The organism is [Rhizobium] kunmingense, from assembly GCF_977018605.1.
This window is the reverse complement of the sequence record NZ_CDRNXG010000001.1, coordinates 2,543,924-2,570,706: the sequence shown is the minus strand read 5'-3', so window position 1 is coordinate 2,570,706 and position 26,783 is coordinate 2,543,924. Positions and strand designations below refer to the sequence as shown.

The following is a 26,783-nucleotide window of genomic DNA, read 5'->3' as shown; positions in this document are numbered from 1 at the left end:
TTTTTCCCTCCGCTATGACCCGGCCGAGTATCGCCAGATGGAGGAAGACAATGAAAAAAGATGACGTGAACCGCTCGCTGGTCATCGAGAACGAACGCATCTTCGCCACCGACCGCGCCACGCTTTTCAGGGCATTTTCCGATCCTGCCATGCTGGAAAAGTGGTGGGGACCGCATGGTTTCACCAACCGCATCGAACGCTTCGACTTTTCCAATGGCGGCACATGGCTGATCGTCATGACCTCCTCCAGCGGCACCGATTTCGAAAATCACTGGACCTTCGAGGAAATCCGCCCCGATGCACGGATCGCCGCCTTCCACCATGGCCCGATACACGCCTTCGGCCTGGATCTGGGCTACCACGATGCGGAAGACGGTACCCGCCTGACATGGCGCATGTCTTTCGAGGACACGCCAGACAACCGCGAGATAGAAAAGTTCCTGTCCGCCGCCAACGAGCAGAATTTCGACCGGCTGGAAATGCTGGTGGCCGACATGGCGAAGAATGACTGACAGGCCTGGTCGCGCCGCCCTCCGGACGACACGCTTCAGGCGTAGTTCCGGCAAGAATCAATCCAGGATTGCGGCCAACAAAATTACACGCTAGATTTCTTTCGGGCTCAAACCGGGGGAATTGCATGTCGAAGAATATCGTCATCCTGTTCGATGGTACGTCGAACGAGATTTCCGCAGACCGCACCAATATCCTGAGACTGTTCGGCACGCTGGAGCGATCGGACCGCCAGATCGTCTATTACGATCCCGGCGTCGGCACATTCGGCTCCGACAATGCGTGGTCACGGCTGCGCCGCAAGGCTTCCGAATTCAAGGGGCTGGTGACCGGTTGGGGCATCGATCAGAACGTCAAGGAGGCCTATCGCTTCCTTATAGAAAATTACGAATCCGGAGAAACGGATGCAGACGGTCGCCATCCTGACCGAGATCGAATCTACATCTTCGGATTCAGCCGAGGCGCCTATTCCGCTCGGGTTCTCGCTGGCTTCATCCACGCACTTGGCTTGATGAGCAAATACCAACTCAATCTCCTGGACTATGCTTACAGGACATACAAAGGTATTCCGGAACACGAGCAGACCAGCCACGCGGCCTTGCCGCAGGATGAAGCCCGTTCTGCCTTCGCGTCTATGCGCTTATATGAGCGTGCCCTGCGAACAGACAGGCCACCGATAAAGCTGCTTGGACTGTTCGACACGGTTGCATCGGTGATCGAGCCGGGAAAATACTGGCCACAGTTGAAGACGCACCCATTCACCAGAAAGAACCCAAGCGTGGAATGGGTTCGCCATGCGGTTGCCATTGATGAACGTCGGACGATGTTTCAGCCCGAGCTTTGGGACCATGGCCAGGACTATCGAGGCAACCCGTTCCGCCCGGTTCAGGGTAAACAGGACTTCAAGGAGGTGTGGTTTGCCGGCGTACACGGCGATGTCGGTGGCGGCTATCCTGAGCAGCAGAGCGGTCAGATAAAAATCCCGCTCGACTGGATGATACGAGAGACCAAGGCGACTGGCTTGATCTATCAGGACGACGTTGTCGATAAGCTCGTCAAGGGCACACGCGCCGACAAACATGTCGAGCCTGATCCAACCGCACTGTTGCACCAGTCCATGAAGGGAATCTGGCCACCAATCGAATTTATTCCGCGCCGCATACCGAAAACCTCATGGCGCATGCACAAACTTAAATTGCCAATCTATATCCCGCTCTGCGATCGTCGGCTCATCCCCGCAGAGGCGCTGATCCACGAATCCGTCAGGACGCGGATTGCCGGCGGCGGCTATAATCCGCCCAACCTGCCACAAGGACCGACATATGTGCCGTAGGAGCCGCCGTGCCATAAGCACCCCGGCTCACCCCGCATAGTCGCGAAAATATTTCCACATCATCAAGGCCACCACGGCCAGAGCCGCCCACGTCACGAAAGCGACGCAGATCGACATGATCACGCTTGCAACCCGCCTCGTCATGCGGCGGTACCTCCAGAGTTGATGCTGGGATAGGCTAGAGGCCAATGATCGGCCTGTCCCGAATGAAGACTGGAAATTGTTAAGACTTGCGATCCGGCAAGGTGCGATTTTTTGCAGTGCGACATGAAATGAGGCGCCGCCGCGCCGATACGACACAGATCAGGCCGCAGCCTGCTCCTGGGAGATGAGCCGTTTCATCGCTTTGAAATCCTCGCCGAAGCGCAACAGCGCCTCGCGCCTCTGGTCTTCGTCGGGGATGCGCAGAAGATAGGAGGGATGGACGGTGACGAACAGTATCCTGCCGCCCTCCATGGCGATCGGCGTGCTGCGCACGTCGTCGAGCTTCTGCCGCATGTCGGTCAGAGCAAAAAGCGCCGATGCCCCCATCGCCACGATCAGCTTCGGCCGGACGAGTTCAATCTCCTGAGTGAGCCACCAGCGGCATTGGCGGATCTCGCCCATGTTCGGCTTCTGGTGGATGCGCCTCTTGCCGCGCGGCTGGTATTTGAAATGCTTGACGGCATTGGTGATGTAGAGCCGGCCGCGATCGATACCCGCCCCGGCCAGCGCTTCGTCGAACAGCTTTCCGGCCGGACCAACGAAGGGGCGACCGGCCAGATCCTCCTGATCGCCCGGCTGTTCACCGATCACCATCACTTGCGCCTCCGCCGGCCCCTCGCCGAATACGGTCTGGGTTGCCAGACAATGGATCTCGCAACGCGTGCAATGACGCGCCTGCGCCCTCACCGCCTCCAGCGTTCCTGCCGCCGGCACCGTTGCAGCCGGAACGCGGGCCGCCGCCTCCTGAATACGATGGTGATAGGGCAAGGGTTCGCTTGGCCGCTGCGCTGCCATTTGCAGCACGCTCGCCTCGGCCTTGGCGATCATGCCGGGAATGAGTTCGGCTTCGGGCAGGTTCTTCCAGTATTTCTTCGGCATCTCGGTCGTCATCATCTTCACCTTCAACCGCGCCGGATTGAAGATGGAGGCGTAATAGGTGCGCCAGAGATCGTCCATATCGTCCTTCGCCTTTGGCCTTTCCGCCGGATCGTCGCTCACCCTCAGCATCTCGCCATCCCAGGCTGCCGATCCCTTCGGCGTCAGAATGACCCAGTCCATGTCGGTGAACCGCCGCTGGAAGAAGGGCGCGACGCGGGAGATGATGAAATGATCCGGCTCGAACCAGGCGACGAACCGCCGCCGCCCCACCTCGCCTTGCGGCACTGGCAGCTCCTTGAAGCGAACGAAAGCCGTCATCTTGTGGTAATCCCGCCCCACCGACTTCGCCATCCGCCGCGCGGCGACAATATCCGGATGGGTCAGCATCTGCAGCACGCGGCCATGTGAGTGGAAGGCGTGGAACAGGATACGATAGAGAAGCGCAAACCGCGTCGGATCGGAATGGCAGAGCACCGCCTCCGCCAATCGGAGGAACGATTGCGGCACAGTGATCTTGGGCGGCGGGTCGGCCGGTTCCGGCAGACGGTTGTCGTCGAAACCGAACAGGCCATCGGCATCGTCCATCGTTCGCCACTCGATGAACTGCGGCGCAATGCCCGCCGACATGAAGCCGCGCGCGGCATCCCGCCATTCGGCAAGCTCGCCCCGCCCCCGCAGGGAATAGCGAAACATCATAGCAGCGACAATTGCTCCGGCTTCGGTTGAAACATGGCCCTGAGATCGGACCGGTCGACGAGCCGGTGCGGCGTCCAGCCCTCGCAGACGATGAACGGCTGCACCTTCCTGAGCGACACACAGAGCCGCTTCAGGTCGTCGAGCCTGAGCTTGCGAAAGCGCCGCGACGAAAGAATGCCCTTCACCGTCTTGGTACCGAAGCCCGGCACGCGCAAAAGCATTTCCCGCTCCGCCCGGTTGACATCGACCGGGAACCGCTCGCGATGGGACAGTGCCCAGGCGAGCTTCGGATCGAGGTCGAGATCGAGCATGCCGCCCGCCTGCCCCGCCGTGATCTCGCCGATATCGAACCCGTAGAACCGGTAGAGCCAGTCGGCCTGGTAAAGCCGGTGCTCGCGCATCAAGGGCGGCTTGATCAGCGGCAGCGTCTTCGACGAATCGGGGATCGGGCTAAAGGCGGAGTAATAGACCCGCTTCAGACCATAGCTGCCATAAAGGCGCGCACTCGTGCCAAGGATCGTGGCATCGTCCGCGCCATCCGCCCCGACGATCATCTGCGTGCTCTGCCCCGCCGGCGCGAACCGCTTGCGACGCTTCGTCTGCAACGTCGGCTCGGCCATTTCCTCGATCTTGAGCCGCAGGTTGCCCATCGAACGGCGGATATTCTCCGGCTGCTTTTCCGGCGCGAATTTTCCGATGCCGGCATCGGTCGGCAGCTCGATGTTGATCGACAGCCGGTCGGCATAAAGCCCCGCCTCCTCGATCAGATGCGCCGACGCCTCGGGGATCGACTTCAGATGGATATAGCCGCGGAAATCATGCACCGTTCGCAGTTCGCGGGCGACCCGCACCATTTCCTCCATCGTATGGTCGGAAGACCGGATGATTCCGGACGACAGGAACAGGCCCTCGATATAATTGCGCCTGTAGAATTCGAGCGTCAGCCAGATCACCTCGTCGGGCGTGAAACGTGCCCTTTCGACATTGCTGGACGAGCGATTGATGCAATAGGCGCAATCGTAGATGCAGAAATTGGTGAGCAGGATTTTCAGAAGCGAGATGCAGCGGCCATCCGGCGCATAGGCGTGGCAGATGCCGGACCCTTCCGTCGACCCCAGACCGCCGCTTGCTGACGAATCGCGCTTCACCGTCCCGCTGGAAGCGCAGGAAGCGTCATACTTGGCGGCGTCCGACAGGATCGCCAATCGTTGTTTCAGCGACTTCTTCATTATGTTTGTTCTATATATGTTCTCATTTTGCCGGTCAAGCGATTGACAAATGGGCGCGGTTCACATCAGATAGGGGAAGCGGGAGATATGACGGATTTTCGCACTTTGCCTTGGAAGGCATCTCGAAATTCCGCTATTCTGACCTATATTTTGACGTTGAGATGGTTCCGAAGTTCACGCTCCGGAACCTGTTTCTTTTTGTGTTCGCGGGCACCGCGGACATGCCCTTAAGGACAAGAAAATGGTTGAAAAGGTACCGATGACGCAGAACGGCTTTGTCCAGTTGCAGGAAGAACTGCGCTGGAGGCAGCAGGAAGAGCGTCCCCGTATCATCGAAGCGATCGCGGAAGCGCGCGCCCATGGCGACCTTTCGGAAAACGCCGAATACCATGCCGCCAAGGAAGCGCAGAGCCACAATGAAGGCCGCATCACCGAACTGGAAGATTTCACCGCCCGTGCGGAAGTGATCGACTTGTCGAAGATGTCCGGCGCCAAGATCAAGTTCGGCGCCACCGTCAAGCTGGTCGACGAAGACACCGACGAAGAAAAGACCTACCAGATCGTCGGCGATCAGGAAGCCGACGTGAAGGCCGGCCGCATTTCCATCTCGTCGCCGATCGCCCGCGCCATGATCGGCAAGGAAGCCGGCGATTCGATCGAGGTCGTGGCGCCCGGCGGCTCCAAGGGCTACGAAATCCTCTCCGTTTCCTGGGGCTGATCGCCGTGGCCGAGGGCCGACACACCAGCACCACGCAGGACACCATCGTCGATATCAGTGACGTCGAAGTCATCGCCCCGAATTTCAAGCGGCGGCTTTCCGGCGTCACGTCGACGATCATCCAGCTCGTGCCGGTCCAGCGCCGTCTGGGAACGAAGATTGCAGCACTCGGGCCGGGCCTGCCCGCCGATATTCCGCATATCCGCTTCCGCGACCTTGCCTGCCTCTGGCATCCGCCCCGGGGAGGCAAGGCGCGCGTCTGGCATGCCCGTCGAAACGTTGAAATGCTGCCGGCAATTTTCATGCGCGACGTGCTGCGCATGCCGCTGAAGATCGTCTTCACCTCGGCGTCGCAGCGAAAACATTCACGCTGGACAAAGTGGCTGATTTCGAAAATGGACGCGGTCATCGCCACCAGCGCCAGGACATCCGCCTATCTCGACGTCGAAAACACCGTGATCATGCACGGAATCGACACCGAACGCTTCTCGCCGCCGGCCGACAGGGCGGAGGCCAAGCGCGCCCTTGGCCTCGATCCGGCGCAGAAATTTGCCGGCTGCTTCGGCCGCGTCCGCCATCAGAAGGGTACCGATCTTTTCGTCGACACGATGATTGCCCTCCTGCCCGCTCGCCCCGATTGGAGCGCCATCATCGCCGGCCGCGCCACGGCCAAACACGTCGAATTCGAGAATGGTCTTAAGGAAAAGGTAAGAAACGCCGGTCTGTTCGACCGCATCCTCTTCGTCGGCGAACATACGAACATCAACGAATGGTACCGGGCGCTCGACCTCTTCATCGCCCCCCAGCGCTGGGAAGGCTTTGGCCTCACCCCGCTCGAAGCCATGGCGACGGGCGTACCCGTGGTGGCGACCGATGTCGGCGCATTTTCGGAGCTGGTTGTAACGGGTCAGAATGCGACGGGCACGATCATCCCCGTCGATGATCTGGAAGCGATGTCGTCCGCCACGGCACACCTTATGGAAAACGAGGCGGATCGCAGCAAGGCTTCAATGCAGGCGAATGCCCACATCCGCTCATCTTTCTCGATCGCCAACGAGTGCAATGCGCTTGACGCGGTCTATAACCGCTGCCTTTCCTCCTGAAACGGGAATGCGTTATCGGGAGCCTTTGGCAAACAGGTCGAAATAAGCGTCCACGATCGCGTCTTCAGAGAATTGCGCCATCAAACTGCGATGGCCACCGTCGCGGAGGGCTTGTGAAAGATGGGGATCCCCGAGGATCGCCGATATCGAACGGGCAAGGCCTGCGTCATCATCGATATCGGCAAGCAAGCCATTCTCCCCGTCACGCATGAACCAGAGAGGCCCCTCCGAGCGGGTCGAGACGGCGGGTATGCCTTGTGCCCATGCTTCCAAAATAACATTGCCGAGCGGTTCATGATTGGAGGGCATGACGAAGACATCCGCCGCGGCAAGATAGGTTCTCGCATCCTGCTGCCAACCGAGAAAACGGACCCTGTCCGACAGGCCGAGATTGCTTACCTGCGCCTGAAGCGCCTCCTGCTCTTCTCCCTCTCCAGCCAGCCACAGCCACACGTCCGGCAGCCGCGCGACGGCATCGATCAACGTGTGGAACCCCTTGCGATGCACGAAGCGCCCCATCGCCATGACGAGAGGAACGTCTGCCGGCGTATCGACTGAGGCTCGAGATATCGGCGCGACCTTTTCGATACGCGTGAAATTCGAGATCACCTCGATCTGACGATCCCATCCAAGGTTGCGCACTTGATCGGCGATGCCGGGTGTATTGCAGACGATGACGTCGGTATTGCGAAAATAGGAAAGCCGCATCGGGTAATCGCCCAAACGGGAAATTCGCACGCCCCCCGTATAGCCCGGCATCAGGGTCGCGCCCCGTGTCGACCATGAGATAATTGCATCCGCCTTGTCTTTTTCGGCGATATGCTTGACCCGCATGGGCAAGAGCACCCGGTCCAGCGAAAGGTTGCGGAAATTGCTTTCTATGATGCGAGCGTGCGGCTCGACCTCAACCTTCCAGCGGCGCCCAGGACGCATGACCACGGTCTGCTCCGCGCCGCGCTGTGCGAATGCATTGACAAGATGCACGAAGAACTTTTCCGCACCGCCGTCTTTGCCGAAAATATACTGGTGAATCCGCATAGGGGCCGCACAGTCCTTCAATGGCTTTGTTGGATGCGGACTTATCGCAATGCCGGGAGAGCATGCAAGTACACGTTGACAAAAGCGTGTCCGGCCATGCAGGGAAGTGACAAACCGATATCGGATAAAGGCATGCAGTCGCTCAACACATATGTAATCAATCTCGATGGCAGCGGCGCTCGACTTAAGACCATCAGCGATCGCCTCGAGGCTTACGGTACACGCTTCGAGCGTGTTTCGGCGGTGGATGGTCGAAAAATGGATCTTGCTGCGCTTGAAGATTACGATCTGCACCACGCTGAACGCTATATGGGGCGCGCGCTCGTGGGCGGAGAGATCGGATGCTACCGCAGCCACCTGAAGGTCGCGGAGCAGTTCCTCGCCTCGCAAGCCCGCTACGCTCTCGTCCTTGAAGACGACGCGCTTCCGCTTTGTGACCCGATCAAACTTCTGGAGCAGTCATTGCCGGACCTAGAGGCGGCGGACCCCGACTGGATGCTCATGAATATCGGCAATAACAAGCTCAAGATAGCGACACCCATCGGGCATTATCGGACGGATCTGCACGAATGCGATCTTGTGGCTGCACATTACTTCCCGATGACGACGAGCGCGATCGTCTGGTCGAGAACCGGGGCGCAGGCTTTCGTCGACAATCATCGGAAAATCTTTGCGCCCGTGGACAATTACTTCCGTTACTGGTTGACCCGCACCGGCCACGGCTACTCGTTTTGGCCCTCTCCCGTCACCACCACCGATGCCGCCAGCCAGATCATGTCGGACAGCGGCAACGCAAGAAAGACCAACAATCGCAAGTGGTATTACGGAGCAGCCAAGCAGCTCCGTCTGTTTCAGGACAAACTGATCGCCTCATGGCGAAAGTGGCGCTTCCGCTCGGCAGTGGATTAAGGGGCCAAGCCCCCCGTTTTCTGCCTACGACACCTGCGAGCTGACGAAAGATCTCCATCAAGGCGGGATCAGCCCCGATGTTTTACCAGGCGTGCAGGACTGCCGACATAAATGCCGTTCGGCTCTGTCTCTCCTTTGAGCACGGAGTTCGCACCGATGACGCAGCCATTGGCAATTTTTGTTCCGCCGAGAATCTTGGCGCCGGCACCGATCCACACATCATCACCGATTACGATAGGCTTAAGTGCAAGCCCCTGCTCTACGATCGCCCGATCAACATCCTGATACTTGTGGTCGAAAGAAACTATCACAGTGTGTGCCGCAATCCGTACATTGTTGCCGATCGTAATGTTCCCAGCCCCGTACAGAATTGCATAGTGATTTAGGGACACATTGTCCCCTACGATGACAGTACCTTTCTGCGCATCGATCAGAGCTCCCGCATGCATCCTCAGATTTCGACCAATCCGAATTTCACCGTTCTTGAGCACAATTATCGCTTTTCCGGAAATGCCCGCCTTAGGACCGATCGAAAGCTTGACCGGACTGAACAAAGAGCGAAACCGCCAAATGATGGACACAATGGAGCGCAGTCGCATGATAAATCCTTCTATTCGCTGAATGCGGTGCGGCAAATACAAACTTAATAGGAGGAAAGTCGCCATAAGCCGACAACGCATCTATCACGCGTATGCGCTAGAAACCATGAGGGTAGTCAGGCCGGCGCCTATACTCTGGGCAGCGCATCGTGTGAAAAGCTTGTTGCCTCCAGAAAATCTTGCTAGGGCGCCCGCAGGGTCTCGAATTCAGACAGGGCGTAAATACAAAAAGATGACAGGCAGATTAGCAACGTTTTGGACGGGAAGCCCGCTCGGCGCGATCGAGTATGTCAGCGCACTTTCGTTCCTCGAAACCGGTCATCAACTTGTTCTCTACACGCTCGGCGACGTCGGCGCGGTGCCGCCGGGCATAGAGGTCAGAGACGCCAGAGAAATATTGAACCATGGGACCGTCGTAAAGCACAGAAAGACGGGCAGCACGGCGCTCTACTCGGATCTATTCAGATATGCGCTTTTCGAGCGCACAGATTTCACCTGGGTTGATCTGGACATCGTCTCACTGCGCGCCATCGACACCAGTGAATCCCACATTTTCGGCTACGAGAGAGACGGCGAACTAAACGGCGCCGTCCTGAAATTGCCGTCGAATTCTCAGGCCTTGAGAGAGTTGCTGAAGTTCGACAGCAACACCCGCGGATACCCTCCGACGCTAAAGGGCTTTCGCCGCATGAAATATGTGGTGAAATCGTTGGGCATGGGCGTTCACATATCCAAATGGCCATGGGGCGCAGTTGGTCCGCGCGCCCTCACACATTTCGCGGAGGCTTCGGGTGAAATCAGCCATGCGAAGGAACGCAACGTATTCTACCCGATCCCCTTCCGCGATGCCTGGCGCTTCGCCACGCCGGGTGAACTCGATTTCGAATCGTTTCCGGAAGAAACCCAGGCGGTTCATCTTTGGGGCAAGGATCTTAGGGCGATCATCAGGAACAGGTATAACGGCGAGGTTCCCGCCAATTCCTTTTTGGACATAGCGCGCGAACGCTACTCAAAGTGGTCCGGCTTTAAAATTCCGTAGAGCGATCGCGCCGTCGACTTGTCCAGAGCATCGCCGCTTGGCAGCATCTGCCAGGCAGCCGACGTGCTGTGAGCCAGATTTCAGGCCCATGTCACCCACGTCAAACCTCGACCAGCCCCATCTGCTTCACCTGCCGGATCGTCAGCATGGTCCTCACCGTATCGACATGTTCGTCGGCGGTCAGGACCTCGATGACGAAGTCCTGGAACTGGGTGAGGTTTTCGGCAGTACAGCGCAGCAGGAAATCGCTGTCGCCGTTGACCATCCAGGCTTCGCGCACCAGCGGCCATTGCTGCATGCGTGCAGCAAACGCCTTGAGGTCGGCGTCAGACTGGCGCTTGAGGCCGACCATGCAGAATGCGACGAGGTCGAAACCCAGCTTCTGGCCGTTGAGCAGCGCGTGATAGCCCTCGATGATCCCCGCCTCTTCCAGCTTGCGCACCCGGCGCAGGCATGGCGGCGCGGAAATGCCGACACGCTCGGCGAGTTCCACATTGGTAATGCGGCCGTCCTGCTGGAGCTCCCGCAATATCTTTATATCGATGGCATCGAGATCGGCGCGGAGCACTGTCTTCCCCTTTGAATGGGATGGCTTTTAATCGAAACGATGTTTAACGCAAGCTGTCTGCGAAGAAAGCCCGAAACAGTGCCACGCCGGACATCGCCGTGGACGCCTGACCGCCGCACGCATCGAGCGGCCGCGTCTTTACGGTCAAGTCGTCGGCCGATGCGGCGCAACCGGTCGAAACCCTTGGTAAATCGGGCACAAGCGGATAACTGTCCTGTTGTTAACGCATCGCTGCCCTTGCACAAGCGCATGGATCGACATTAGATGGTCTTCAAAAATCGGCAAAGCGGCCATCGAGTTCCTATATGGCGAATGACCATAGGCAGGACCAAAGATTAAGGCCCGCCGTTCGAAAGGAAGTCACTCATGTCCGCCCGTCATACGGAAGTGTTGATCATCGGCTCCGGCCCCGCCGGTTATACCGCCGCCATCTATGCCGCCCGCGCCATGCTGAAGCCGGTGCTGATCGCCGGCATGGAACAGGGTGGCCAGTTGATGATCACCACCGATGTCGAGAACTATCCCGGTTTCGGCGATCCCATCCAGGGTCCCTGGCTGATGGAGCAGATGCTCAAGCAGGCGACCCATGTCGGCGCCGAAATCGTCAACGATCTCGTCACCGAAGTCGAAACCACCTCCCGCCCCTTCACCGTGCGCACCGACAGTGGCACGGTCTGGACTGCGGATACGATCATCATCGCAACCGGTGCCAAGGCCAAGTGGCTCGGCATCGAGAGCGAACAGGTCTTCCAGGGCTTCGGCGTGTCGGCTTGCGCCACCTGCGACGGCTTTTTCTATCGAAACCGTGACGTCATCGTCGTCGGAGGCGGCAATTCCGCCGTCGAGGAAGCGCTCTATCTGTCCAACATCGCCAAGACGGTCACGGTTGTTCACCGCCGCGATTCGTTCCGCTCGGAAAAGATCCTCGCTGAGCGTCTGTTCCAGCGTGAAAACGTCAAGGTTCTGTGGAACACCGAGATCCACGAGATCACCGGCAAGCCGGCCAAGGCGCCGATGCCGCCGTCGGTCGAGGGTGTGCGGCTGAGAAACACCAGGACGGGCGCAATCAGCGATCAGCCGATCGACGGCGTCTTCGTCGCAATCGGCCATGCACCGGCGACCGAATTGTTCAAGGACAAGCTGAAGATGAAGGCTGGCGGCTATCTGTGGACCGCGCCCGATTCTACGGCCACCGATGTACCCGGCATCTTTGCCGCCGGCGACGTCACCGACGACACTTTCCGTCAGGCAATCACCGCAGCCGGCATGGGCTGCATGGCAGCCCTTGAGGCGGAACGATACATGGCCGGCATCCAGCCGGTCGCCGTAGCAGCGGAGTAAGCATGGGCGTACCGTTAGACTGGGATAAACTGCGCATTTTCCATGCGGCGGCGGAGGCTGGTTCCTTCACCCATGCAGCCGACAAGCTGCATCTTTCCCAGTCGGCGATCAGCCGTCAGGTCAGCGCGCTTGAGCAGGATGTCGGCGTCAAGCTGTTCCACCGCCACGCGCGCGGCCTGATCCTGACCGAACAGGGCGAACTCCTCTACAGAACCGCCCATGACGTGCTGCTGAAGCTCGAAACCGTCAAGGTTCAGCTGACGGAAACGACAGACAAGCCGTCCGGCAAGCTGCGCGTCACGACGACGGTCGGCCTCGGCCAGGGCTGGCTGACCGACAAGGTGCAGGAATTCCTGCAGCTTTACCCGGAAATGTCGATCCAGCTGATCCTCGATAACGAGGAAGTCGACGTCAACATGCGCCACGCGGACTGCGCCATCCGCCTGCGCCAGCCGCAACAGTCCGACCTCATCCAGCGCAAGCTGTTTACCGTGCACATGCATGTCTATGCGGCACCATCCTATATCAACCGCTTCGGCGAGCCGCAGACAATCGACGATCTCGACAGTCACCGCATCATTTCCTTCGGCGAGCCGGCACCGAACTACCTGCTGGACGTCAACTGGCTGGAATATGCCGGTCGCTCTTCCGACAATCCGCGCACGCCGCATCTGCAGATCAACAGTCAGACCTCGATCAAGCGCGCCTGCCTGCTCGGCATCGGCATCGCCTGCCTGCCGGATTACATCGTCGGCCGCGATCCGGGCCTGATCCAGCTCGGCGTCAATGCCGACATCCCGTCCTTCGACACCTATTTCTGCTACCCGGACGAAATGAAGAACGCCGCGAAGCTGAAAGTCTTCCGCGATTTCATCGTCGGAAAAGCCCGCAACTGGAGCTTCTGACTGCATTTCCGTCAGAAGCGGCCGGCCACACAGAATCACTCGAGGCAATTATGCAGGTTTTACGACAGAAGCATTGCGCCTGCCGCATGGCTGTCCTGCACAAAATATGATTGCGCCATGCACAAAAAACCATCATATCGCACCCAGCTGATGCACATGGCGGCTTTCCTCCCAGTTCCGCCGCAGCAGCTGTTCCCCTCTGGAGGTTTTTTTGACCTTCATACCTCAAAGGGCCCTGGAGCAATCCGGTGGCCCTCTTTTTTTGCCCGCGCCCGGCGCCGCCGCGGAGGCAGACATTTTTGCCGCACCCTCAGACGAAGAAAAACCCGACCGCGCGTCAAATATCTTCAACAAGCCCCTTGCCCCGGATAACTCGACCGCCCATATAGAGTTTAGCCGACGCACTTGTGGCTTCCCGCCATCCGCGACGGCTGTTCCCCTCTGGAGGTTTTTGACCTTCACACCTGACGGGCCTCAGAGAAATCTGACGGCCCGATTTTTTTGCCCCTTTAAATCGTAAAATAACGATCTACGTATCGGGTGGAGGCGATAAGCGATGACGACAGACAAGACGGAAATTCTCAAGGCCCTGGCGCACCCGGCGCGCATCTCGTTCCTGGAACGGATGCGCGATCCCGATAAGCATTTTTGCGATCAGGCCCATCCGTTGGAAATGGGAATTTGCGCCAACCAGTTCGAGAAATGCTGCGGCCTCTCACAATCCACGGTATCGGCGCATCTGGCCATTCTCGAAAAGGCTGGCCTCGTGAACATCAATCGCATCGGACAATGGGCTTTTTACAGCCGTAACGAGGAAACCATCGCCGCCTTCCTGAGCGAGCTCAAGGCAACGCTCTGAAACCTGACACTTCCACAACACCTCCCAAGGCCCCTTTCACACGAAGGCAAAAGGACTTTTCATTATGACCACACTCTTCGACCCCGTGAAGTTCGGCGACATCGAGCTGGCAAACCGCATCGTCATGGCGCCGTTGACCCGCAACCGGTCACCAAAGGCTATCCCCAACGACCTGAACGTAACCTATTACGAACAGCGCGCCTCCGCCGGCCTGCTGATCACCGAGGGTACCCCGATCACGCAGCAGGCCCAGGGCTATGCGGACGTTCCAGGCCTGTACCTGACGGAGGCCGTCGCCGGATGGAAGAGGGTGACCGACGCGGTGCACCGCAAGGGTGGCAAGATCGTTACCCAGATCTGGCATGTCGGCCGCATTTCCCACACGTCGCTGCAGCCGAACGAAGGCGCCCCCGTCGCCCCGTCGGCAATTCCGGCCGGCGGCAAGACCTACATCATCAATCCGGATGGCAGCGGCGCTTTCGTCGAAACATCGGCCCCCCGTGCACTTGAGACATCCGAGATCGCCGGCATTCTCGATGACTACCGCAAGGGCGCGCGCGCAGCCATCGACGCCGGGTTCGACGGGGTCGAGATCCATGCGGCAAACGGCTATCTGATCGAGCAGTTCCTCAAGGAAAACGCCAACCAGCGCACCGACCAGTATGGCGGCTCGATCGAGAACCGCGCCCGTTTCGCGCTTGAAGTGGTGGATGTTGTAACGAAGGAAATCGGCGCCGGCCGCGTTGGTATTCGCCTGTCGCCCACGACGCCCGCCAACGGCATCAGCGAGACGAACCCGCAGGAGGTCTATGACTATCTGGTCGAGCAGCTCGGCTCACGCGGCCTCTCCTTCATCCATGTGGTCGAAGGCGCAACTGGTGGCGATCGCGATTTCACCCAGGGCGACAGGCCCTTCGATTACCAGACGCTGAAGGACACCTACCGAAAGGCGGGCGGCACCGGCGCATGGCTGGTCAACAACGGTTACACCAGTGAAACCGCTGAAAAGGCCATCGCCAGCGGCTACGCCGACGCCGTCGCATTCGGCAAGTTGTTCATTGCCAATCCGGACCTGGTCGAACGCTTCAAGGATGGCGCCGCGCTGAACGAGCCCGACAAGGCTACCTTCTATGGTGGCGGCGCCAAGGGCTATACCGACTATCCGGCGCTCGAGGTCGTGGCCTAATCACCTCGAAGCCGCAGGCCGCAAGTCGGCCCTGCCGAAATCAAACCCCGAAGGGCCGTCTCGTGCGGCCCTTTTCCATTCGCGGCGACGGCATCCGTGACGCGAGCGCATGAAGGCCGTGAATCAGTGGCGCGCAGCGGCCTGCGACTCGTCGCCATCTTGCACTTCGGCTTCGGGCCTGTCGCCCCCGTCGCTATGCTCGGTATGCCACGCGCCCTTCTCGTCCTGCCAGCTGATTTCCTCTGGCTCGCCACCGACCTGCTGTTCGGCAGCCACGATGCGGGCCGCCTGCAAGGCATCGGAATGTGTGGGAAATGTTTCGGAAAACACATCCCCCAGACGGTAGGCCCAGCCACCATCATGAGGCACGACTTTATACACGACCTTGGTCATTGTTCCTCCTTACGCGTGGCCACAGCAATAACCGGACTGCTGCGGCATCGTTATGGAGATGCAAAAGGACGCAGTCGAGTTCCAGACCACTCGCAAAATAATGGCATCATCGGTCAAAGAGCGCAAATGCTCCGCTCTGTGACGAAGTGCGCCGATGCAGCTTTCGCAATCGCCCGAATGCATCTGGAAGGCATACCCTTCAAGCTTTCCCTGCCACCACCACCAACAACATCCAGAGATTATCACGCCATTCCAATCACTTACACATGAAGGCAGATTCAAGACGCGAAGCGCGTGATTCACTTTCTCAAGCAGGAAGAAAGGTCGGACCTGCGCCACGGAAGCCTTCTCCTTCGCGCTAGGCTTAGCCCCTTGAAAAGCGAATAGGGAGCGATACCTCAATTGCGTAATTCTAATCAAACGGAGGGGCATATGGGTATTTTCGACAAGATCAAGAATGCAATTTTCGGACGTGCGGAGGCCGCCGAAGCGACGACGGCCGAGCCGGCACCCTCGGCCGCGCCATCACCTGCACCTGCACCTGCGGCACCCGCCTCCACGCCAGCCGCTCCGTCGACACCATCCAATGCGGCGCCGGTCGACATCAAGCCCATCCTCGATGCAGCGGTCGCCAAAAACGGTCAGAAGCTCGACTGGAAAAAATCCATCGTCGACCTGATGAAGGCGCTCGATCTGGATTCCAGCCTCGCCGCACGCAAGGAACTGGCCGATGAACTGGGCTATACCGGCGCCAAGGACGGCTCGGCCGAAATGAACATCTGGCTGCACAAGGCACTGATGAAGAAACTGTCGGAAAACGGCGGCAAGGTACCGGCGGACCTCCTCGATTGACGGCCGTTAGGCCTCGACTTCAGCCTGAACTAAGCCCGCGTTAAGCGGGCTTCTTTTTGTCCACACGACCGGCAACCCTCTCGAACAAAAGGATAAACTAAGTTTGATCGACGCGTGTTCGGTCTTTTCCGTGGCATGCCCTATCTGGAGGAAATACCTCATCAAACGAGATGGAGCCGCCATGAACCGCCTGAACGCCCTGCTGAAATGCTCCGCCCTCTCCGTTGCGCTGCTTGCAGCCCCTGCCCTGGCGCAACAGGCGGGACAGCCTGTCGAAACCGGCCGGGCGAATGCCCCCGACCAGACGCCGGCATTCCAGGGCCAGACGCGCGCACCGCAGCCAGCCACGATGCCGACGATCTCGACAGAGGTGGTGGCGGAAGACCTGCCCCAGATCTGGGCGATGGAATTCCTCTCCGACGGACGCATGCTGGTCACCGCCAAGCAGGGCGCGATGCACATCGTCGATCAGGAGGGTGAGGCAGGACCGGCGATCTCGGGCGTTCCGGACGTGGCATCCGGTGGACAGGGCGGCCTGCTCGACGTGGCGCTGGCACCCGACTACGCAACCTCAGGCCTGATCTTCTTCTCCTTCGCCGAACCCCGCGACGACGGCAACGGCACCTCGGTGGCATCCGCCCGACTGGTGACCGACGAAAACGGCGGCGGTCGACTTGAAGACGTCGCCGTCGTCTTCCGCCAGACACCGAGCTATGAAGGGCGTTCGCATTTCGGCTCGCGCCTCGTATTCGGACCCGCTGGCGAACTCTACGTGACTGTCGGTGAACGCTCTGACCCCGAACCGCGCGTGCAGGCGCAGGACCTTGCAAGCGGGCTCGGCAAGGTGTTCCGCATCGACGTGAGCGGCAAGGCGCTTGCCGACAACCCCTTCGTCAACACGCAAGGCGCCCGACCGGAAATCTGGAGCCTCGGCCACCGCAACATGCAGTCCGCCGCCCTGGACGGACAGGGCCGGCTTTGGACCGTCGAACACGGCCCGCGCGGCGGTGACGAGTTGAACCGTCCCGAAGCCGGAAAGAATTACGGCTGGCCGGAAGTCACCTATGGCGTCGAGTATAGCGGCAGCGCCGTCGGTGACGGGATCACCCAGTCCGCCGAGACCGAGCAGCCGGCCTACTATTGGGACCCGGTGATTGCCCCGTCCGGCATGGCTTTCTATGACGCAGACGCCATTCCCGAGTGGAAGGGCGCCTTTCTCGTCGGAGGGCTGCGCAGCCAGGGTGTCGTGGTACTTCACATCGACGGCGACCGGGTAACCCACGAAGAACGCGTCGATCTCAACGCCCGCATCCGGGACGTGAAGGTCGGGCCTGATGGCGCAGTTTACGCTGTGACCGAAACCCGCGGCGGCGCCTCGACGATCGTCAAGCTGACCAAGGCCTGATCTAGAACCTTGCGGGAGTGAAAATGAAGCGGCAGGTGACTGCCGCTTTTTTTACGAGGTCTACAGCATGTCTCCCGAAAGTGGTCACCGGTTTCGGGAGAAAGACATACGCAAGAACAAGGAGCCAAAGCGCGGCGAGCGGATCTGAAAAATCGCGACGTGTTTTAGAACCGGAAGGCCAGGCGATGGCCGAGCAGCGCGCGATCGATCGTCACCAGTTGCAGCCCCTCGACCTCGCATTGGGCAAGAAGCAACCGATCGAAGGGATCACGCGTCGGCGGTTCCGGCTCGGCGGCACAGATGACGTGAGCAACATCGATGGGCAGTATGCTTATTCCCGTACCCTCCAGGGTCGGCTGCATGGCCTCGAGCGCCATTCCGGGATCAAGCTTTTTCAGGCGCGACTTGATCGCAATCTCCCAGAGGCTGGCAACGCTGACAAAGCCAGAAAATCCCTCGGACACGACCAGATCCCCGACCGCTGGAAACCGACCGTGAATGTCGTTACGCAACACGGAAAGAACGATGTGCGTATCGAGCAAACATCGCATGACTACGACTGCGGCAAAGGCTTGATCAGAAAGTCTTCAGGCAACGGGTCGTCGAAATCGTCGGCAATGTAAGGCACCGGGTTGGTGATCCCACGGGACCTCAGGTAAGCTTGCCCCGCTTCCAAATCTAGCCCCCCTTTACGGGCTACAGGCTCGCCCTCGCTCGGCACCAGATTGAAAACCGGCTTTCCATCGCGCGTCACGACAACCGTCTGCCCCCGCTCCACATCATGGACCAGCTCATCGAAATGTTCCTGCATCTCGCGGATCGACACGGTTTTCATCGGCAAAATGTAATCCTGCACAGACACGTCGTCAACGTGACCACCGCGCACGAAAAAGCCCGCCGTTACCGGCGGGCCTCTCGATGGAATACTCGGCTTGGGCCCTTACTTGCAGGCGCCGCAGAAGCGCTGGATACGCTTGCAGGCTTCCTCAAGAAGCTCTTCCGAGGTCGCGTAGGAAATGCGGAAGTTCGGGCCGAGGCCGAAGGCCGAGCCGTGCACGACTGCGACACCTTCGGCTTCCAGCAGCTCGGAGACGAAGTCCTCATCCGTCTCGATGACCTTGCCCGACGGTGCCGTCTTGCCGATCAGGCCGGCGCAGGACGGATAGACGTAGAATGCGCCTTCCGGCTTCGGGCAAACGATGCCGGTCGCCTGGTTAAGCATCGACACGACGAGATCACGACGGCCTTCGAAAATCGCCTTGTTCTTGACAACGAAGTCCTGCGGGCCGTTGAGCGCCTCGACGGCGGCCCATTGGGCGATCGACGACGCACCCGAGGTCTGCTGCCCCTGGATCATGTCCATGGCCTTGATCAGCTCGATCGGGCCGGCCGCATAGCCGATGCGCCAACCGGTCATCGCGTAGGCCTTGGACACGCCGTTCATGGTCAGCGTGCGGTCATAAAGCTTCGGCTCGACTTCCACCGGGGTGGCGAACTTGAAGTCGCCGAAGGTCAGGTGCTCGTACATGTCGTCGGTGAGGATCCAGACATGCGGATGCTTCAAAAGCACGTCGGTCAGAGCCTTCAGTTCCGAGGCGCTGTAGGCAGCACCCGTCGGGTTCGACGGCGAGTTGAAGATGAACCACTTCGTCTTCGGCGTGATCGCGGCTTCGAGTTCCGCGGCCGTCAGCTTGAAATTGTTTTCCTGGGTGGTCGAGACAGCAACAGGCTCACCGCCGCAGAGCGCCACCATCTCCGGATAGGAGACCCAGTACGGCGCCGGAATGATGACTTCATCGCCCGCGTTAAGCGTTGCCATGAAAGCATTGAAAAGAATCTGCTTGCCGCCGGTACCGACGATCGTCTGCTCCGGCTTGTAGTCGAGACCGTTCTCGCGCTTGAACTTCTCGGCAATCGCCTTGCGCAGTTCCGGGATGCCGGAGACCGGCGTGTATTTGGTCTCGCCGCGGTTGATCGCGTCGATAGCGGCCTTCTTGACGTTGTCCGGCGTGTCGAAATCCGGCTCGCCTGCACCGAGGCCGATAACGTCGCGGCCCTTTGCTTTGAGCTCGCGCGCTTTCTGCGAAACGGCGATGGTGGCGGACGGCTTCACGCGGGAAAGGGCATCGGCAAGAAAGGCCATATTTTCGGTCCTGAGAGCTGTTGCAACGCGGCGAAACTCAATTTTTCGCCCCATGCTGTATGTCGAATGACACAAGCGGTTTCAAGCGGAAAGCTTGAATGCGTCCCATCAATGTCGGTGATCCGACCAACAGCCCCACGCAGAACAGCGCTAACAAACATTTAAGCGGCACCGTACGCACGACAGGCCGCGTCAGCTCCCATGCTTATCGCGGCATCCAGATACCGCAAACGCGGCACTTGGACACCCGATTGGGGGCGTCGAGGCGCTACCCATAGGTTGCGTCACAACGCCTCTGGGATAACGCGGGCATCTTTTAAGGCGCGCGAGAACCAATGTTCCAAAACGGCACATTGTTCAATACAATCAAGCATGGCCGGCTATACAACTGGGCAAGGAACCCGACAGCGAAGCGAAAAGGCCTGCGCCACAAGGGATTTGAGTGATTCGAATTTTCAACTCATCGGCGCAGTTTCGCAAAACTTTTTCTTGCCAATTCCTTATAAACACAGCAATCTGCTCAAGTTCGGGCAATTTACGAGCATGGGAAGACCTATAATAATGCGATCCGAAGGCGCCAAAACTTCGGGCGGTGGAACTGGGGGCAATTTGCAAAATTTATTCCTGCCATTCGCCGCGGTAACACAGGGACCCTTTCTTAAAACTGCCTGCCGCCGCCCTTCGGGGCAAAACGACCGTTGTGCTGTCCGCCGCTGAACACGGACAGAAAGAAAAGGACCTGCTGCATGGCCGAAACTGGCACTGTAAAATTCTTCAATACCGACAAGGGCTTCGGCTTCATCAAGCCAGATAATGGCGGCGCCGATATCTTTGTCCACATCTCAGCCGTACAGGCTTCTGGCCTGTCCGGTCTTTCGGAAAACCAGAAAGTAAGCTTCGACACCGAGCCGGATCGTCGCGGTAAAGGCCCCAAGGCCGTTAATCTGCAGATCGCTGGCTAAGCCGTTCAGGCTTAACAGAGTTGAAGCCCGGCAAGTTTGCCGGGTTTTTTTATGCCAGAAACAGACCGTCTTTGCATCACACTCGTTATGACAGGCGGCGATGGAACGTGATAGTGCGGCCGGCAGGACCACGCCCGCTGCACCCTTAAGCTGTAAAGAGCGCCTTCAGGAACGGATTGTTCCGTCTCTCCTCACCGAGACGTCCGCCAGGGCCGTGGCCGCAAAGAAAGCCTACATCATCACCCAGCGGCAGAACCTTATCGCGGATCGACGCCATCAGCGTCGCGTGATCCCCGCCCGGCAGATCCGTGCGCCCGACCGATCCATGAAACAGCACATCGCCGACATGGGCGAATTTCTGCACCGCATTGAAGAAAATCACATGTCCGGGCGCGTGGCCGGGGCAGTGGTAGACATCGAAGACATGATCGCCGAACGACACGCTATCCCCCTCGGCAAGCCAGCGATCGGGCACCAGATTGCGCGCTTCCATAGTCACGCCAAAGGCTTTTGCCTGGTTCTCCAACTGGTCAAGCAGTGGGCGGTCGTCCTCATGCGGCCCGACAACCGGAACCCCGAGGATCTCACGCAACTCGTCTGCCCCGCCGGCATGGTCGATGTGTCCGTGAGTGACCCAGATTTCCTTGATGGTCAGATTGTTCTGGCGAATGCCTTGAACGATCAGGTTCACATCCCCGCCCGGATCGATCACCACGCCTTCGCGCGTGTCGTCATCGAACAGGATCGTGCAATTCTGCTGAAACGGGGTGACGGGAACGATGCCCGCCTGAAGCTGTCCCATGATCTCCGGCCCTTTCTCATGATTTCGAGCCGGGTATACCCGTATGGGACGAGGAAATCAGCCCCCCAAGGCTTTTAGTCGCTCACACTCACCATATAGCGCGTATCGGCGGCAACCGGAGGCGCCAGCGAGACCGTACCGACCAGAAAGGCGCACACGACCAGCTTGAGGGTCAGAACGGTGATGAACACTGCCTTGAGCGGATGCTGTTTCGGCTGATCGAGCACGATCGGCGGCATGGCGGAATAGGTCTGCATCTTGAGGCTCTCCAATATCTCTTGCAGCGTTAATGTCGCTGCCGCGGTTAAGTTCCCCTCGCGGCGCGACGGCAGGTCTGGAGAATGAAACAGCCTGCGATCCCGGCGGGTCGCGCTGCCACAACCGACACCTCGCATCATACGAATCCTGTTGATTGTTCAGGCGGATCGCGCTTTATCGACCGCAAGCGATTACAATCATGATGATATACGCTGCGCCCGGTCGCGCGGCTTTGCAGAAAGGATCGGCAAGTGTCTCGAGCAATGGCGGCAAAACCCGTCAGGAAAGCCCTGCCACCCATGCCCGCGGTCGATGAAAGCCGCATGGATTTCGATACGATCGAGCTGTTCTTCTTTGCCTATCGCGACTTCATCTCAGATCCTGACGCGATCCTCGCAAGACTGGATATGGGCCGCGCCCATCACCGCGTCGTCTATTTCGTCAGCCGCCAGCCCGGCATGATGGTGAGCGACCTCCTCGACATCCTGCAGATCACCAAGCAAAGCCTTTCGCGCGTCTTGAAGCACCTGATCGAGGCCGGTTACATTCGCCAGATGGCCGGTGCCAAGGATCGGCGTGAACGTCGCCTTTACCCGACCCTTGCGGGCCGCGAACTGTCGCTTGCCCTATCAGAGCCGCAATCCTTGCGCATCGCCAATGCCATGGAAGGCCTTAAACCCGGCGAGCGCGAAGCGGTGAAGGAATTCCTCAGGAAAATGCGCGGCCGCGACGAAAACGCTCCGCCCGCGGACGATGTGTAGGATGCCCGAATGACCAACGCCCTCCTTTCCGACGATGCGCCTCATCTTCTGGTCGTCGACGACGACAAGCGCATCCGCGACCTGCTCAACCGCTACCTCAACGAGCAGGGGTTTCGTGTCACGATCGCCGCTGATGCCGCCGAAGCGCGCCGCAAGCTCGAAGGCCTGCATTTCGACCTGATCATCCTCGACGTGATGATGCCGGGGGAGACTGGCCTGTCGCTGACCAAGTCGCTCTACGAGAGGAAGACCATTCCGGTCATTCTGCTGACTGCCCGCGCTGAGGCGAATGCTCGTATCGAGGGACTTGAAGCCGGCGCTGACGATTATCTGTCAAAGCCCTTCGACCCGCGCGAACTGGTTCTGCGCATCAACAATATCCTGCGCCGCAGCGCGTCCGAACAGCACAAGATCGAGCAGGTCATCTTCGGGCCGTTCACCTTCTCCATCTCCAAGAAGGAGCTGCGGCGTGCCGCCGAGACGATCCGCCTGACCGACCGCGAGCAGGATATCATGCTGCTGTTTGCGCTGCGCGGCGGCGACACGATCCCCCGCCACGAACTGATCGGCGATGATTCAGAAGTCGGCGAGCGCACGATCGACGTTCAGATCAACCGCCTGCGTCGCAAGATAGAGGACGACCCGGCCAATCCGGTCTATCTTCAGACCGTGCGCGGCATCGGCTATCGTCTGAGCGTCGATTGACCGATGGCAGCATGAAACCAGTCAGCAGGTGAAGCGGCAATGGCCTTTTTCGACACGCTGAGGCAGAACGTGGCATCTTTCTCTCCTCCCGGCTGGCGGCCGTTGGCGCGCTGGTTGCGCCGCCGCCTGCCGACCGGCCTCTATACCCGCTCGCTGCTGATCGTCATCCTGCCGATGCTTCTGTTGCAGACGGTGGTCGCCGCCGTCTTCATGGAACGGCACTGGCGCATGGTCACCGAACGCCTGTCGGACGGCACCGTACGCGACATTGCCGGCATCATCGAGGTGATCCGCGCCTATCCTCAAGATGCCAATTACGACGAGATCACCCGGATCGCCGATCAGGCGCTGAACCTGACGATTGCCGTCGAGGAGAACGGCCAGCTTCCGCCGCCGCGTCCCCGCCCCTTCTTTTCCATTCTCGATGGCATCCTTGCCGACCAGATCACCCAGCAGATCAAGATGCCCTTCTGGATCGACACGGTGGGCGACAGCCGGCTGGTCGAAATCCGCATCAAGTTTGACGACAGGGTGCTGCGCGCCTTCGTTCGGCGTGGCTCCACCTACGCGTCGAACACGCATATCTTCCTCGTCTGGATGGTCGCGGCAGCCCTCGTGCTCGTTCTCATTTCCATTCTCTTCCTGCGCGGCCAGATCCGCCCGATCCTGTCGCTGGCAAGTGCCGCGGAAAGTTTCGGCAAGGGCCAGAAGACGGAGGGTTTTGCGCCGCATGGCGCGGTGGAAATCCGCCGTGCCGGCCTTGCCTTCATCCAGATGCGCGAGCGCATCGAGCGACAGCTGGAACAGCGCACCGCGATGCTCGCCGGCATCAGCCACGACCTGCGCACCATTCTTACCCGCTTCAAGCTGCAGCTGGCGCTTGCCGGCGACAAGCCGGAACTGTCCGGCATGACGGAAGACGTCAACGACATGCAGTCGATGCTGGAGGGTTACCTCGCCTTCGCCAAGGGAGAGGCGGAAGAGGATTTCGGCACGCTGAAACTGAGCGAATTGCTCGAACGCTTCCGTGGCGACTATGAACTGCGAGGCCGCACGCTGACCTTCGAGATCGACGGCGAGGACGAAATTGCGGTGCGCCCCAACGCTTTCGCCCGCCTCGTCGGCAACCTTGTGTCCAACAGCGAGCGCTATGCGAACAGCCTGCACATCAATGCAAGACACAGCGCCAAATGGCTGACCCTGACGCTCGACGATGATGGTCCGGGCATCCCCGAGGAATCGCGCGAGGAGGTCTTCAAACCCTTCTACAGGCTGGACGAGGCGCGTAATCTCGACAGTTCAGGCACCGGCCTCGGGCTGGCCATCGCCCGTGACATCGCCCGCGCCCATGGCGGCAACGTGACGCTGACCGACAGCCCGCGCGGCGGTTTGAGGGCGGTGGTACGGATACCGGCCTGATGGAAAATGGAAGATTGCGGCGGCGTCCGAACACGGGCTACACCGGGCGAACGGCCTCAATCCAGGCCGAAGGCGGAGCGCGCCGTCTTGCAGGCGTAATCGCCGGGCACGCAGGCCCGGCAGACATCGGGACGCACATCGTAGACGAGGCATGACGTGCTGACGCCGACGCGACCGAAAAGGGCCGAACAGCGCTGATCTTCGCAACGCATGCCCTGCTGGTCCTTGGCCACGAACTGCAGCGGAACCATGTCCAGCGCTTCATCGGTCTCGGTCGTAAATCTCGGCCATTCGGAGGAATAGGAACAACAGGCACCGCATGTCTGGCAATCGGGAATGCTTTCGCCGTCGGCGAAGAAAACCTCATCGCCATCCTGATCATTGCCCGGCTGGGTCCATCCCGAAGCGGCGGCCCTTGCCGTCATTTGTGTTTCAGCAGCCACATCTTGCCGGCCATCGTTATGCCGAGCGGGGTCTCGGCATTGCCCGCGTCAGGCCCGATACGCTGTATGAGACCGTGCTCCCTCAGCTGCTCGAGCGTGGCCGTGTTCGCGGACTTCACCTTCAACGGGCGTTCCTTGAAGCGATCCGACTTCGCATAGGTGACGGTGGCGTCGAGATGCGTCCACTTGTTTCCCTCTTGCGGGTAAAGGTCGCCGACTTTCGCGAGCTTCAGTCCACGGACCTGGATTGGCGTCAACTCGACTGTCAGGGCGGCGGTGGTCGTGGCGTTCATGGTTCTTTTCTTCTTCTGAATGACGAGGTGCGACATGTCGCATCAAATGGATCGGTGGACGTCTGTCAGGGCTTCTCGACGTTTTCGTCGTCAGCGGCAACGTCGCCGGAAGCGACATTCTGCGCCTCCATGGCAAGACGCGCTTCCCTCAGACGGGAGGTCTTCTCCTGCCGGGCCTTCGCAACAAGGTCGAGTTCCTCGCGGGCCCGGTCGCCGGCAGCCATGGGCGCCTTCGTCTTGTCGAATGCCTTCTCCGCGTTTTCGCGTGCCTTGCTGTGACGCTCGGTCATTGTTTCCCTCGCTTCGGGTGCCGGCTTATCGGCCATGCACGCAGCCTGCGGGACATGGCTTCATCGCCAGGTGCAATAAAAAAAAGGCCAGGCGGCTGCCTGACCTCCTCTGGTCTCATGCTTTCAACAGTGCCAGTACATCCGTGGTCACCGGAAAGCGGAGTCCTTTTCAAACGGCCTGAAGATTGCAGGCCGACATCTTGCCCGACTTCTTGTCGCGCTCCATCTCGAAGGAAAGCTTCTGGCCTTCGACGAGCTCGCGCATGCCAGACCGCTCGACAGCGGAGATATGCACGAATGCGTCTGCGTCGCCGTTATCCGGCTGAATGAAGCCGAAGCCCTTGGTGGAATTGAACCATTTAACTGTGCCAGTGGTCATGATGAACCCTTTCATAGCAGCATAGAAAGACCGCATCGCACATGCGATGCGGATGATGAAAACGATGCTTTAAAGAGAGGGTCGATCAACACGCGGTGCCAGTCGCGCAGCAAGCAAATCTCGGCAAAAAATATCGATAAACTTTAAATAGTGACACGCGGCCCGAAAGTCAACTTTTAGTTTTTACACCAGCTGCAACGGGGCCGCTGCCGACAATCTACATCATCTTGCGCCCGTTCGGCACGCCCTGCGTGACGGCAGCAAGCACGATGGCGCCATTCTCGTCCTCGAACCCAAGGGTCAGCACTTCCGAGCGAACCGGGCCGATCTGGCGTGGTGGGAAGTTGACGACGCCGAGCACCTGACGGCCCAGCAGCGTTTCCGGCGTGTAATGAACGGTAATCTGCGCCGAGGATTTCTTCACGCCGATATCGGGGCCGAAATCGATCTTCAGTTTGTAGGCGGGCTTGCGCGCTTCAGGAAAGGGCTCGACCTCGACGATGGTTCCAACCCGGATATCGACCTTCTCGAAATCCCCGTACGTAATCTCGTCTGCCACGCC

Annotated in this window: 32 protein-coding genes; 16 read left to right on the top strand and 16 right to left on the bottom strand. The window is 59.4% G+C overall.

Annotation, left to right across the window (positions count from 1 at the left end; all coding sequences use genetic code 11):
• Positions 1 to 50: 50 nt before the first annotated feature.
• Complete coding sequence (locus AC0JZ4_RS12290; RefSeq protein ID WP_471886657.1) at positions 51 to 512, top strand: SRPBCC domain-containing protein; 462 nt, start codon at positions 51 to 53, stop codon at positions 510 to 512.
• A gap of 125 nt (positions 513 to 637) precedes the next feature.
• Entirely contained in the window at positions 638 to 1,843 is a 1,206-nt protein-coding gene (locus tag AC0JZ4_RS12285) for a T6SS phospholipase effector Tle1-like catalytic domain-containing protein (RefSeq protein ID WP_471886656.1), read from the top strand.
• A gap of 303 nt (positions 1,844 to 2,146) precedes the next feature.
• Here the strand turns inward: AC0JZ4_RS12285 and AC0JZ4_RS12280 are convergent, their stop codons facing one another.
• Positions 2,147 to 3,619, bottom strand: coding sequence for a UdgX family uracil-DNA binding protein (locus AC0JZ4_RS12280; protein ID WP_471887875.1), 1,473 nt, complete (start codon positions 3,617 to 3,619; stop codon positions 2,147 to 2,149).
• A complete protein-coding gene (locus AC0JZ4_RS12275; protein WP_471886655.1) occupies positions 3,619 to 4,851 on the bottom strand; it encodes a putative DNA modification/repair radical SAM protein in 1,233 nt (410 codons plus the stop codon). The genes AC0JZ4_RS12280 and AC0JZ4_RS12275 overlap by 1 nt, the downstream gene beginning before the upstream one ends.
• 241 nt (positions 4,852 to 5,092) lie before the next feature.
• Here AC0JZ4_RS12275 and greA point away from each other — a divergent pair, with 241 nt between their 5' ends.
• Positions 5,093 to 5,569: a transcription elongation factor GreA gene (gene greA / locus AC0JZ4_RS12270; protein WP_471886654.1), complete on the top strand. Its 477-nt coding sequence runs from the start codon at positions 5,093 to 5,095 to the stop codon at positions 5,567 to 5,569.
• Positions 5,570 to 5,613: 44 nt separating this feature from the next.
• Positions 5,614 to 6,672 carry a glycosyltransferase family 4 protein gene (locus AC0JZ4_RS12265; RefSeq protein ID WP_471887874.1) on the top strand — a complete coding sequence of 353 codons (1,059 nt, stop codon included), beginning with the start codon at positions 5,614 to 5,616 and terminating at the stop codon, positions 6,670 to 6,672.
• Positions 6,673 to 6,684: 12 nt separating this feature from the next.
• Here the strand turns inward: AC0JZ4_RS12265 and AC0JZ4_RS12260 are convergent, their stop codons facing one another.
• A complete protein-coding gene (locus AC0JZ4_RS12260) occupies positions 6,685 to 7,710 on the bottom strand; it encodes a glycosyltransferase (protein ID WP_471886653.1) in 1,026 nt (341 codons plus the stop codon).
• Here AC0JZ4_RS12260 and AC0JZ4_RS12255 point away from each other — a divergent pair.
• Positions 7,651 to 8,619 carry a glycosyltransferase family 25 protein gene (locus AC0JZ4_RS12255; RefSeq protein WP_471886652.1) on the top strand — a complete coding sequence of 323 codons (969 nt, stop codon included), beginning with the start codon at positions 7,651 to 7,653 and terminating at the stop codon, positions 8,617 to 8,619. The two genes, AC0JZ4_RS12260 and AC0JZ4_RS12255, sit on opposite strands and share 60 nt — an antisense overlap.
• A 68-nt stretch (positions 8,620 to 8,687) precedes the next feature.
• Here the strand turns inward: AC0JZ4_RS12255 and AC0JZ4_RS12250 are convergent, their stop codons facing one another.
• A complete protein-coding gene (locus AC0JZ4_RS12250) occupies positions 8,688 to 9,218 on the bottom strand; it encodes an acyltransferase (RefSeq protein WP_471886651.1) in 531 nt (176 codons plus the stop codon).
• A gap of 232 nt (positions 9,219 to 9,450) precedes the next feature.
• Here AC0JZ4_RS12250 and AC0JZ4_RS12245 point away from each other — a divergent pair, with 232 nt between their 5' ends.
• Positions 9,451 to 10,257, top strand: coding sequence for a hypothetical protein (locus AC0JZ4_RS12245; protein WP_471886650.1), 807 nt, complete (start codon positions 9,451 to 9,453; stop codon positions 10,255 to 10,257).
• Between the two features lie 100 nt (positions 10,258 to 10,357).
• Here AC0JZ4_RS12245 and AC0JZ4_RS12240 read toward each other — a convergent pair whose 3' ends face one another.
• On the bottom strand, positions 10,358 to 10,825 hold the full coding sequence (locus AC0JZ4_RS12240; protein ID WP_471886649.1) for an Lrp/AsnC family transcriptional regulator: 468 nt from the start codon (positions 10,823 to 10,825) through the stop codon (positions 10,358 to 10,360).
• A 366-nt stretch (positions 10,826 to 11,191) separates the two neighbouring features.
• Between AC0JZ4_RS12240 and trxB the strand changes: the two genes are divergently transcribed.
• The 4 genes from trxB to AC0JZ4_RS12220 all read left to right on the top strand — a co-directional run bounded on the left by trxB (position 11,192) and on the right by AC0JZ4_RS12220 (position 15,116).
• On the top strand, positions 11,192 to 12,166 hold the full coding sequence (gene trxB / locus AC0JZ4_RS12235) for a thioredoxin-disulfide reductase (protein WP_471886648.1): 975 nt from the start codon (positions 11,192 to 11,194) through the stop codon (positions 12,164 to 12,166).
• Between the two features lie 2 nt (positions 12,167 to 12,168).
• Positions 12,169 to 13,071 (top strand): LysR family transcriptional regulator VtlR, encoded by a 903-nt coding sequence (locus tag AC0JZ4_RS12230; RefSeq protein ID WP_471886647.1) that lies wholly within the window; start codon positions 12,169 to 12,171, stop codon positions 13,069 to 13,071.
• 556 nt (positions 13,072 to 13,627) lie between these two features.
• Complete coding sequence (locus tag AC0JZ4_RS12225) at positions 13,628 to 13,930, top strand: ArsR/SmtB family transcription factor (protein WP_471886646.1); 303 nt, start codon at positions 13,628 to 13,630, stop codon at positions 13,928 to 13,930.
• Positions 13,931 to 13,994: 64 nt separating this feature from the next.
• On the top strand, positions 13,995 to 15,116 hold the full coding sequence (locus AC0JZ4_RS12220) for an alkene reductase (RefSeq protein ID WP_471886645.1): 1,122 nt from the start codon (positions 13,995 to 13,997) through the stop codon (positions 15,114 to 15,116).
• Between the two features lie 123 nt (positions 15,117 to 15,239).
• Here the strand turns inward: AC0JZ4_RS12220 and AC0JZ4_RS12215 are convergent, their stop codons facing one another.
• Entirely contained in the window at positions 15,240 to 15,509 is a 270-nt protein-coding gene (locus tag AC0JZ4_RS12215) for a DUF2188 domain-containing protein (RefSeq protein WP_471886644.1), read from the bottom strand.
• Positions 15,510 to 15,941: 432 nt separating this feature from the next.
• Between AC0JZ4_RS12215 and AC0JZ4_RS12210 the strand changes: the two genes are divergently transcribed.
• On the top strand, positions 15,942 to 16,361 hold the full coding sequence (locus AC0JZ4_RS12210) for a DUF3597 domain-containing protein (protein WP_471886643.1): 420 nt from the start codon (positions 15,942 to 15,944) through the stop codon (positions 16,359 to 16,361).
• A gap of 181 nt (positions 16,362 to 16,542) precedes the next feature.
• Positions 16,543 to 17,766, top strand: a complete 1,224-nt coding sequence (locus AC0JZ4_RS12205; RefSeq protein WP_471886642.1) for a PQQ-dependent sugar dehydrogenase — start codon at positions 16,543 to 16,545, stop codon at positions 17,764 to 17,766.
• Between the two features lie 164 nt (positions 17,767 to 17,930).
• Here the strand turns inward: AC0JZ4_RS12205 and AC0JZ4_RS12200 are convergent, their stop codons facing one another.
• The 3 genes from AC0JZ4_RS12200 to AC0JZ4_RS12190 form a co-directional block, all read right to left on the bottom strand.
• Positions 17,931 to 18,317 (bottom strand): type II toxin-antitoxin system VapC family toxin, encoded by a 387-nt coding sequence (locus tag AC0JZ4_RS12200; RefSeq protein ID WP_471886641.1) that lies wholly within the window; start codon positions 18,315 to 18,317, stop codon positions 17,931 to 17,933.
• A 2-nt stretch (positions 18,318 to 18,319) separates the two neighbouring features.
• Complete coding sequence (locus tag AC0JZ4_RS12195; protein ID WP_471886640.1) at positions 18,320 to 18,601, bottom strand: type II toxin-antitoxin system Phd/YefM family antitoxin; 282 nt, start codon at positions 18,599 to 18,601, stop codon at positions 18,320 to 18,322.
• Positions 18,602 to 18,706: 105 nt separating this feature from the next.
• On the bottom strand, positions 18,707 to 19,909 hold the full coding sequence (locus AC0JZ4_RS12190; RefSeq protein ID WP_471886639.1) for a pyridoxal phosphate-dependent aminotransferase: 1,203 nt from the start codon (positions 19,907 to 19,909) through the stop codon (positions 18,707 to 18,709).
• Between the two features lie 746 nt (positions 19,910 to 20,655).
• Between AC0JZ4_RS12190 and AC0JZ4_RS12185 the strand changes: the two genes are divergently transcribed.
• Positions 20,656 to 20,871 (top strand): cold-shock protein, encoded by a 216-nt coding sequence (locus AC0JZ4_RS12185; protein WP_003494703.1) that lies wholly within the window; start codon positions 20,656 to 20,658, stop codon positions 20,869 to 20,871.
• A 145-nt stretch (positions 20,872 to 21,016) separates the two neighbouring features.
• On the opposite strand, the gene AC0JZ4_RS12180 is transcribed toward AC0JZ4_RS12185, so the two are convergent.
• Together AC0JZ4_RS12180 and AC0JZ4_RS12175 are read right to left on the bottom strand one after the other, a co-directional pair.
• Positions 21,017 to 21,673, bottom strand: coding sequence for an MBL fold metallo-hydrolase (locus AC0JZ4_RS12180; RefSeq protein ID WP_471886638.1), 657 nt, complete (start codon positions 21,671 to 21,673; stop codon positions 21,017 to 21,019).
• A 74-nt stretch (positions 21,674 to 21,747) separates the two neighbouring features.
• Positions 21,748 to 21,930, bottom strand: a complete 183-nt coding sequence (locus AC0JZ4_RS12175; protein ID WP_471886637.1) for a hypothetical protein — start codon at positions 21,928 to 21,930, stop codon at positions 21,748 to 21,750.
• 264 nt (positions 21,931 to 22,194) lie between these two features.
• Between AC0JZ4_RS12175 and AC0JZ4_RS12170 the strand changes: the two genes are divergently transcribed.
• From AC0JZ4_RS12170 to AC0JZ4_RS12160, 3 genes are read left to right on the top strand one after another with little or no spacing between them, the layout of a single operon-like run.
• Positions 22,195 to 22,692 (top strand): MarR family winged helix-turn-helix transcriptional regulator, encoded by a 498-nt coding sequence (locus AC0JZ4_RS12170; RefSeq protein WP_471887873.1) that lies wholly within the window; start codon positions 22,195 to 22,197, stop codon positions 22,690 to 22,692.
• A 9-nt stretch (positions 22,693 to 22,701) separates the two neighbouring features.
• A complete protein-coding gene (locus tag AC0JZ4_RS12165) occupies positions 22,702 to 23,397 on the top strand; it encodes a response regulator (RefSeq protein WP_471886636.1) in 696 nt (231 codons plus the stop codon).
• A 39-nt stretch (positions 23,398 to 23,436) separates the two neighbouring features.
• Positions 23,437 to 24,816: an ATP-binding protein gene (locus tag AC0JZ4_RS12160; protein WP_471886635.1), complete on the top strand. Its 1,380-nt coding sequence runs from the start codon at positions 23,437 to 23,439 to the stop codon at positions 24,814 to 24,816.
• Positions 24,817 to 24,872: 56 nt separating this feature from the next.
• Here AC0JZ4_RS12160 and AC0JZ4_RS12155 read toward each other — a convergent pair whose 3' ends face one another.
• The 5 genes from AC0JZ4_RS12155 to AC0JZ4_RS12135 all read right to left on the bottom strand — a co-directional run bounded on the left by AC0JZ4_RS12155 (position 24,873) and on the right by AC0JZ4_RS12135 (position 26,780).
• Positions 24,873 to 25,241, bottom strand: a complete 369-nt coding sequence (locus tag AC0JZ4_RS12155; protein WP_471886634.1) for a YkgJ family cysteine cluster protein — start codon at positions 25,239 to 25,241, stop codon at positions 24,873 to 24,875.
• Positions 25,238 to 25,552, bottom strand: a complete 315-nt coding sequence (locus tag AC0JZ4_RS12150) for a hypothetical protein (RefSeq protein ID WP_471886633.1) — start codon at positions 25,550 to 25,552, stop codon at positions 25,238 to 25,240. The genes AC0JZ4_RS12155 and AC0JZ4_RS12150 overlap by 4 nt, the downstream gene beginning before the upstream one ends.
• Before the next feature lie 65 nt (positions 25,553 to 25,617).
• Positions 25,618 to 25,842, bottom strand: a complete 225-nt coding sequence (locus AC0JZ4_RS12145; RefSeq protein WP_471886632.1) for a hypothetical protein — start codon at positions 25,840 to 25,842, stop codon at positions 25,618 to 25,620.
• A 169-nt stretch (positions 25,843 to 26,011) separates the two neighbouring features.
• Entirely contained in the window at positions 26,012 to 26,221 is a 210-nt protein-coding gene (locus AC0JZ4_RS12140; protein ID WP_471886631.1) for a cold-shock protein, read from the bottom strand.
• Between the two features lie 217 nt (positions 26,222 to 26,438).
• Positions 26,439 to 26,780, bottom strand: coding sequence for a tRNA-binding protein (locus AC0JZ4_RS12135; RefSeq protein WP_471886630.1), 342 nt, complete (start codon positions 26,778 to 26,780; stop codon positions 26,439 to 26,441).
• Between the last annotated feature and the right edge of the window lie 3 nt (positions 26,781 to 26,783).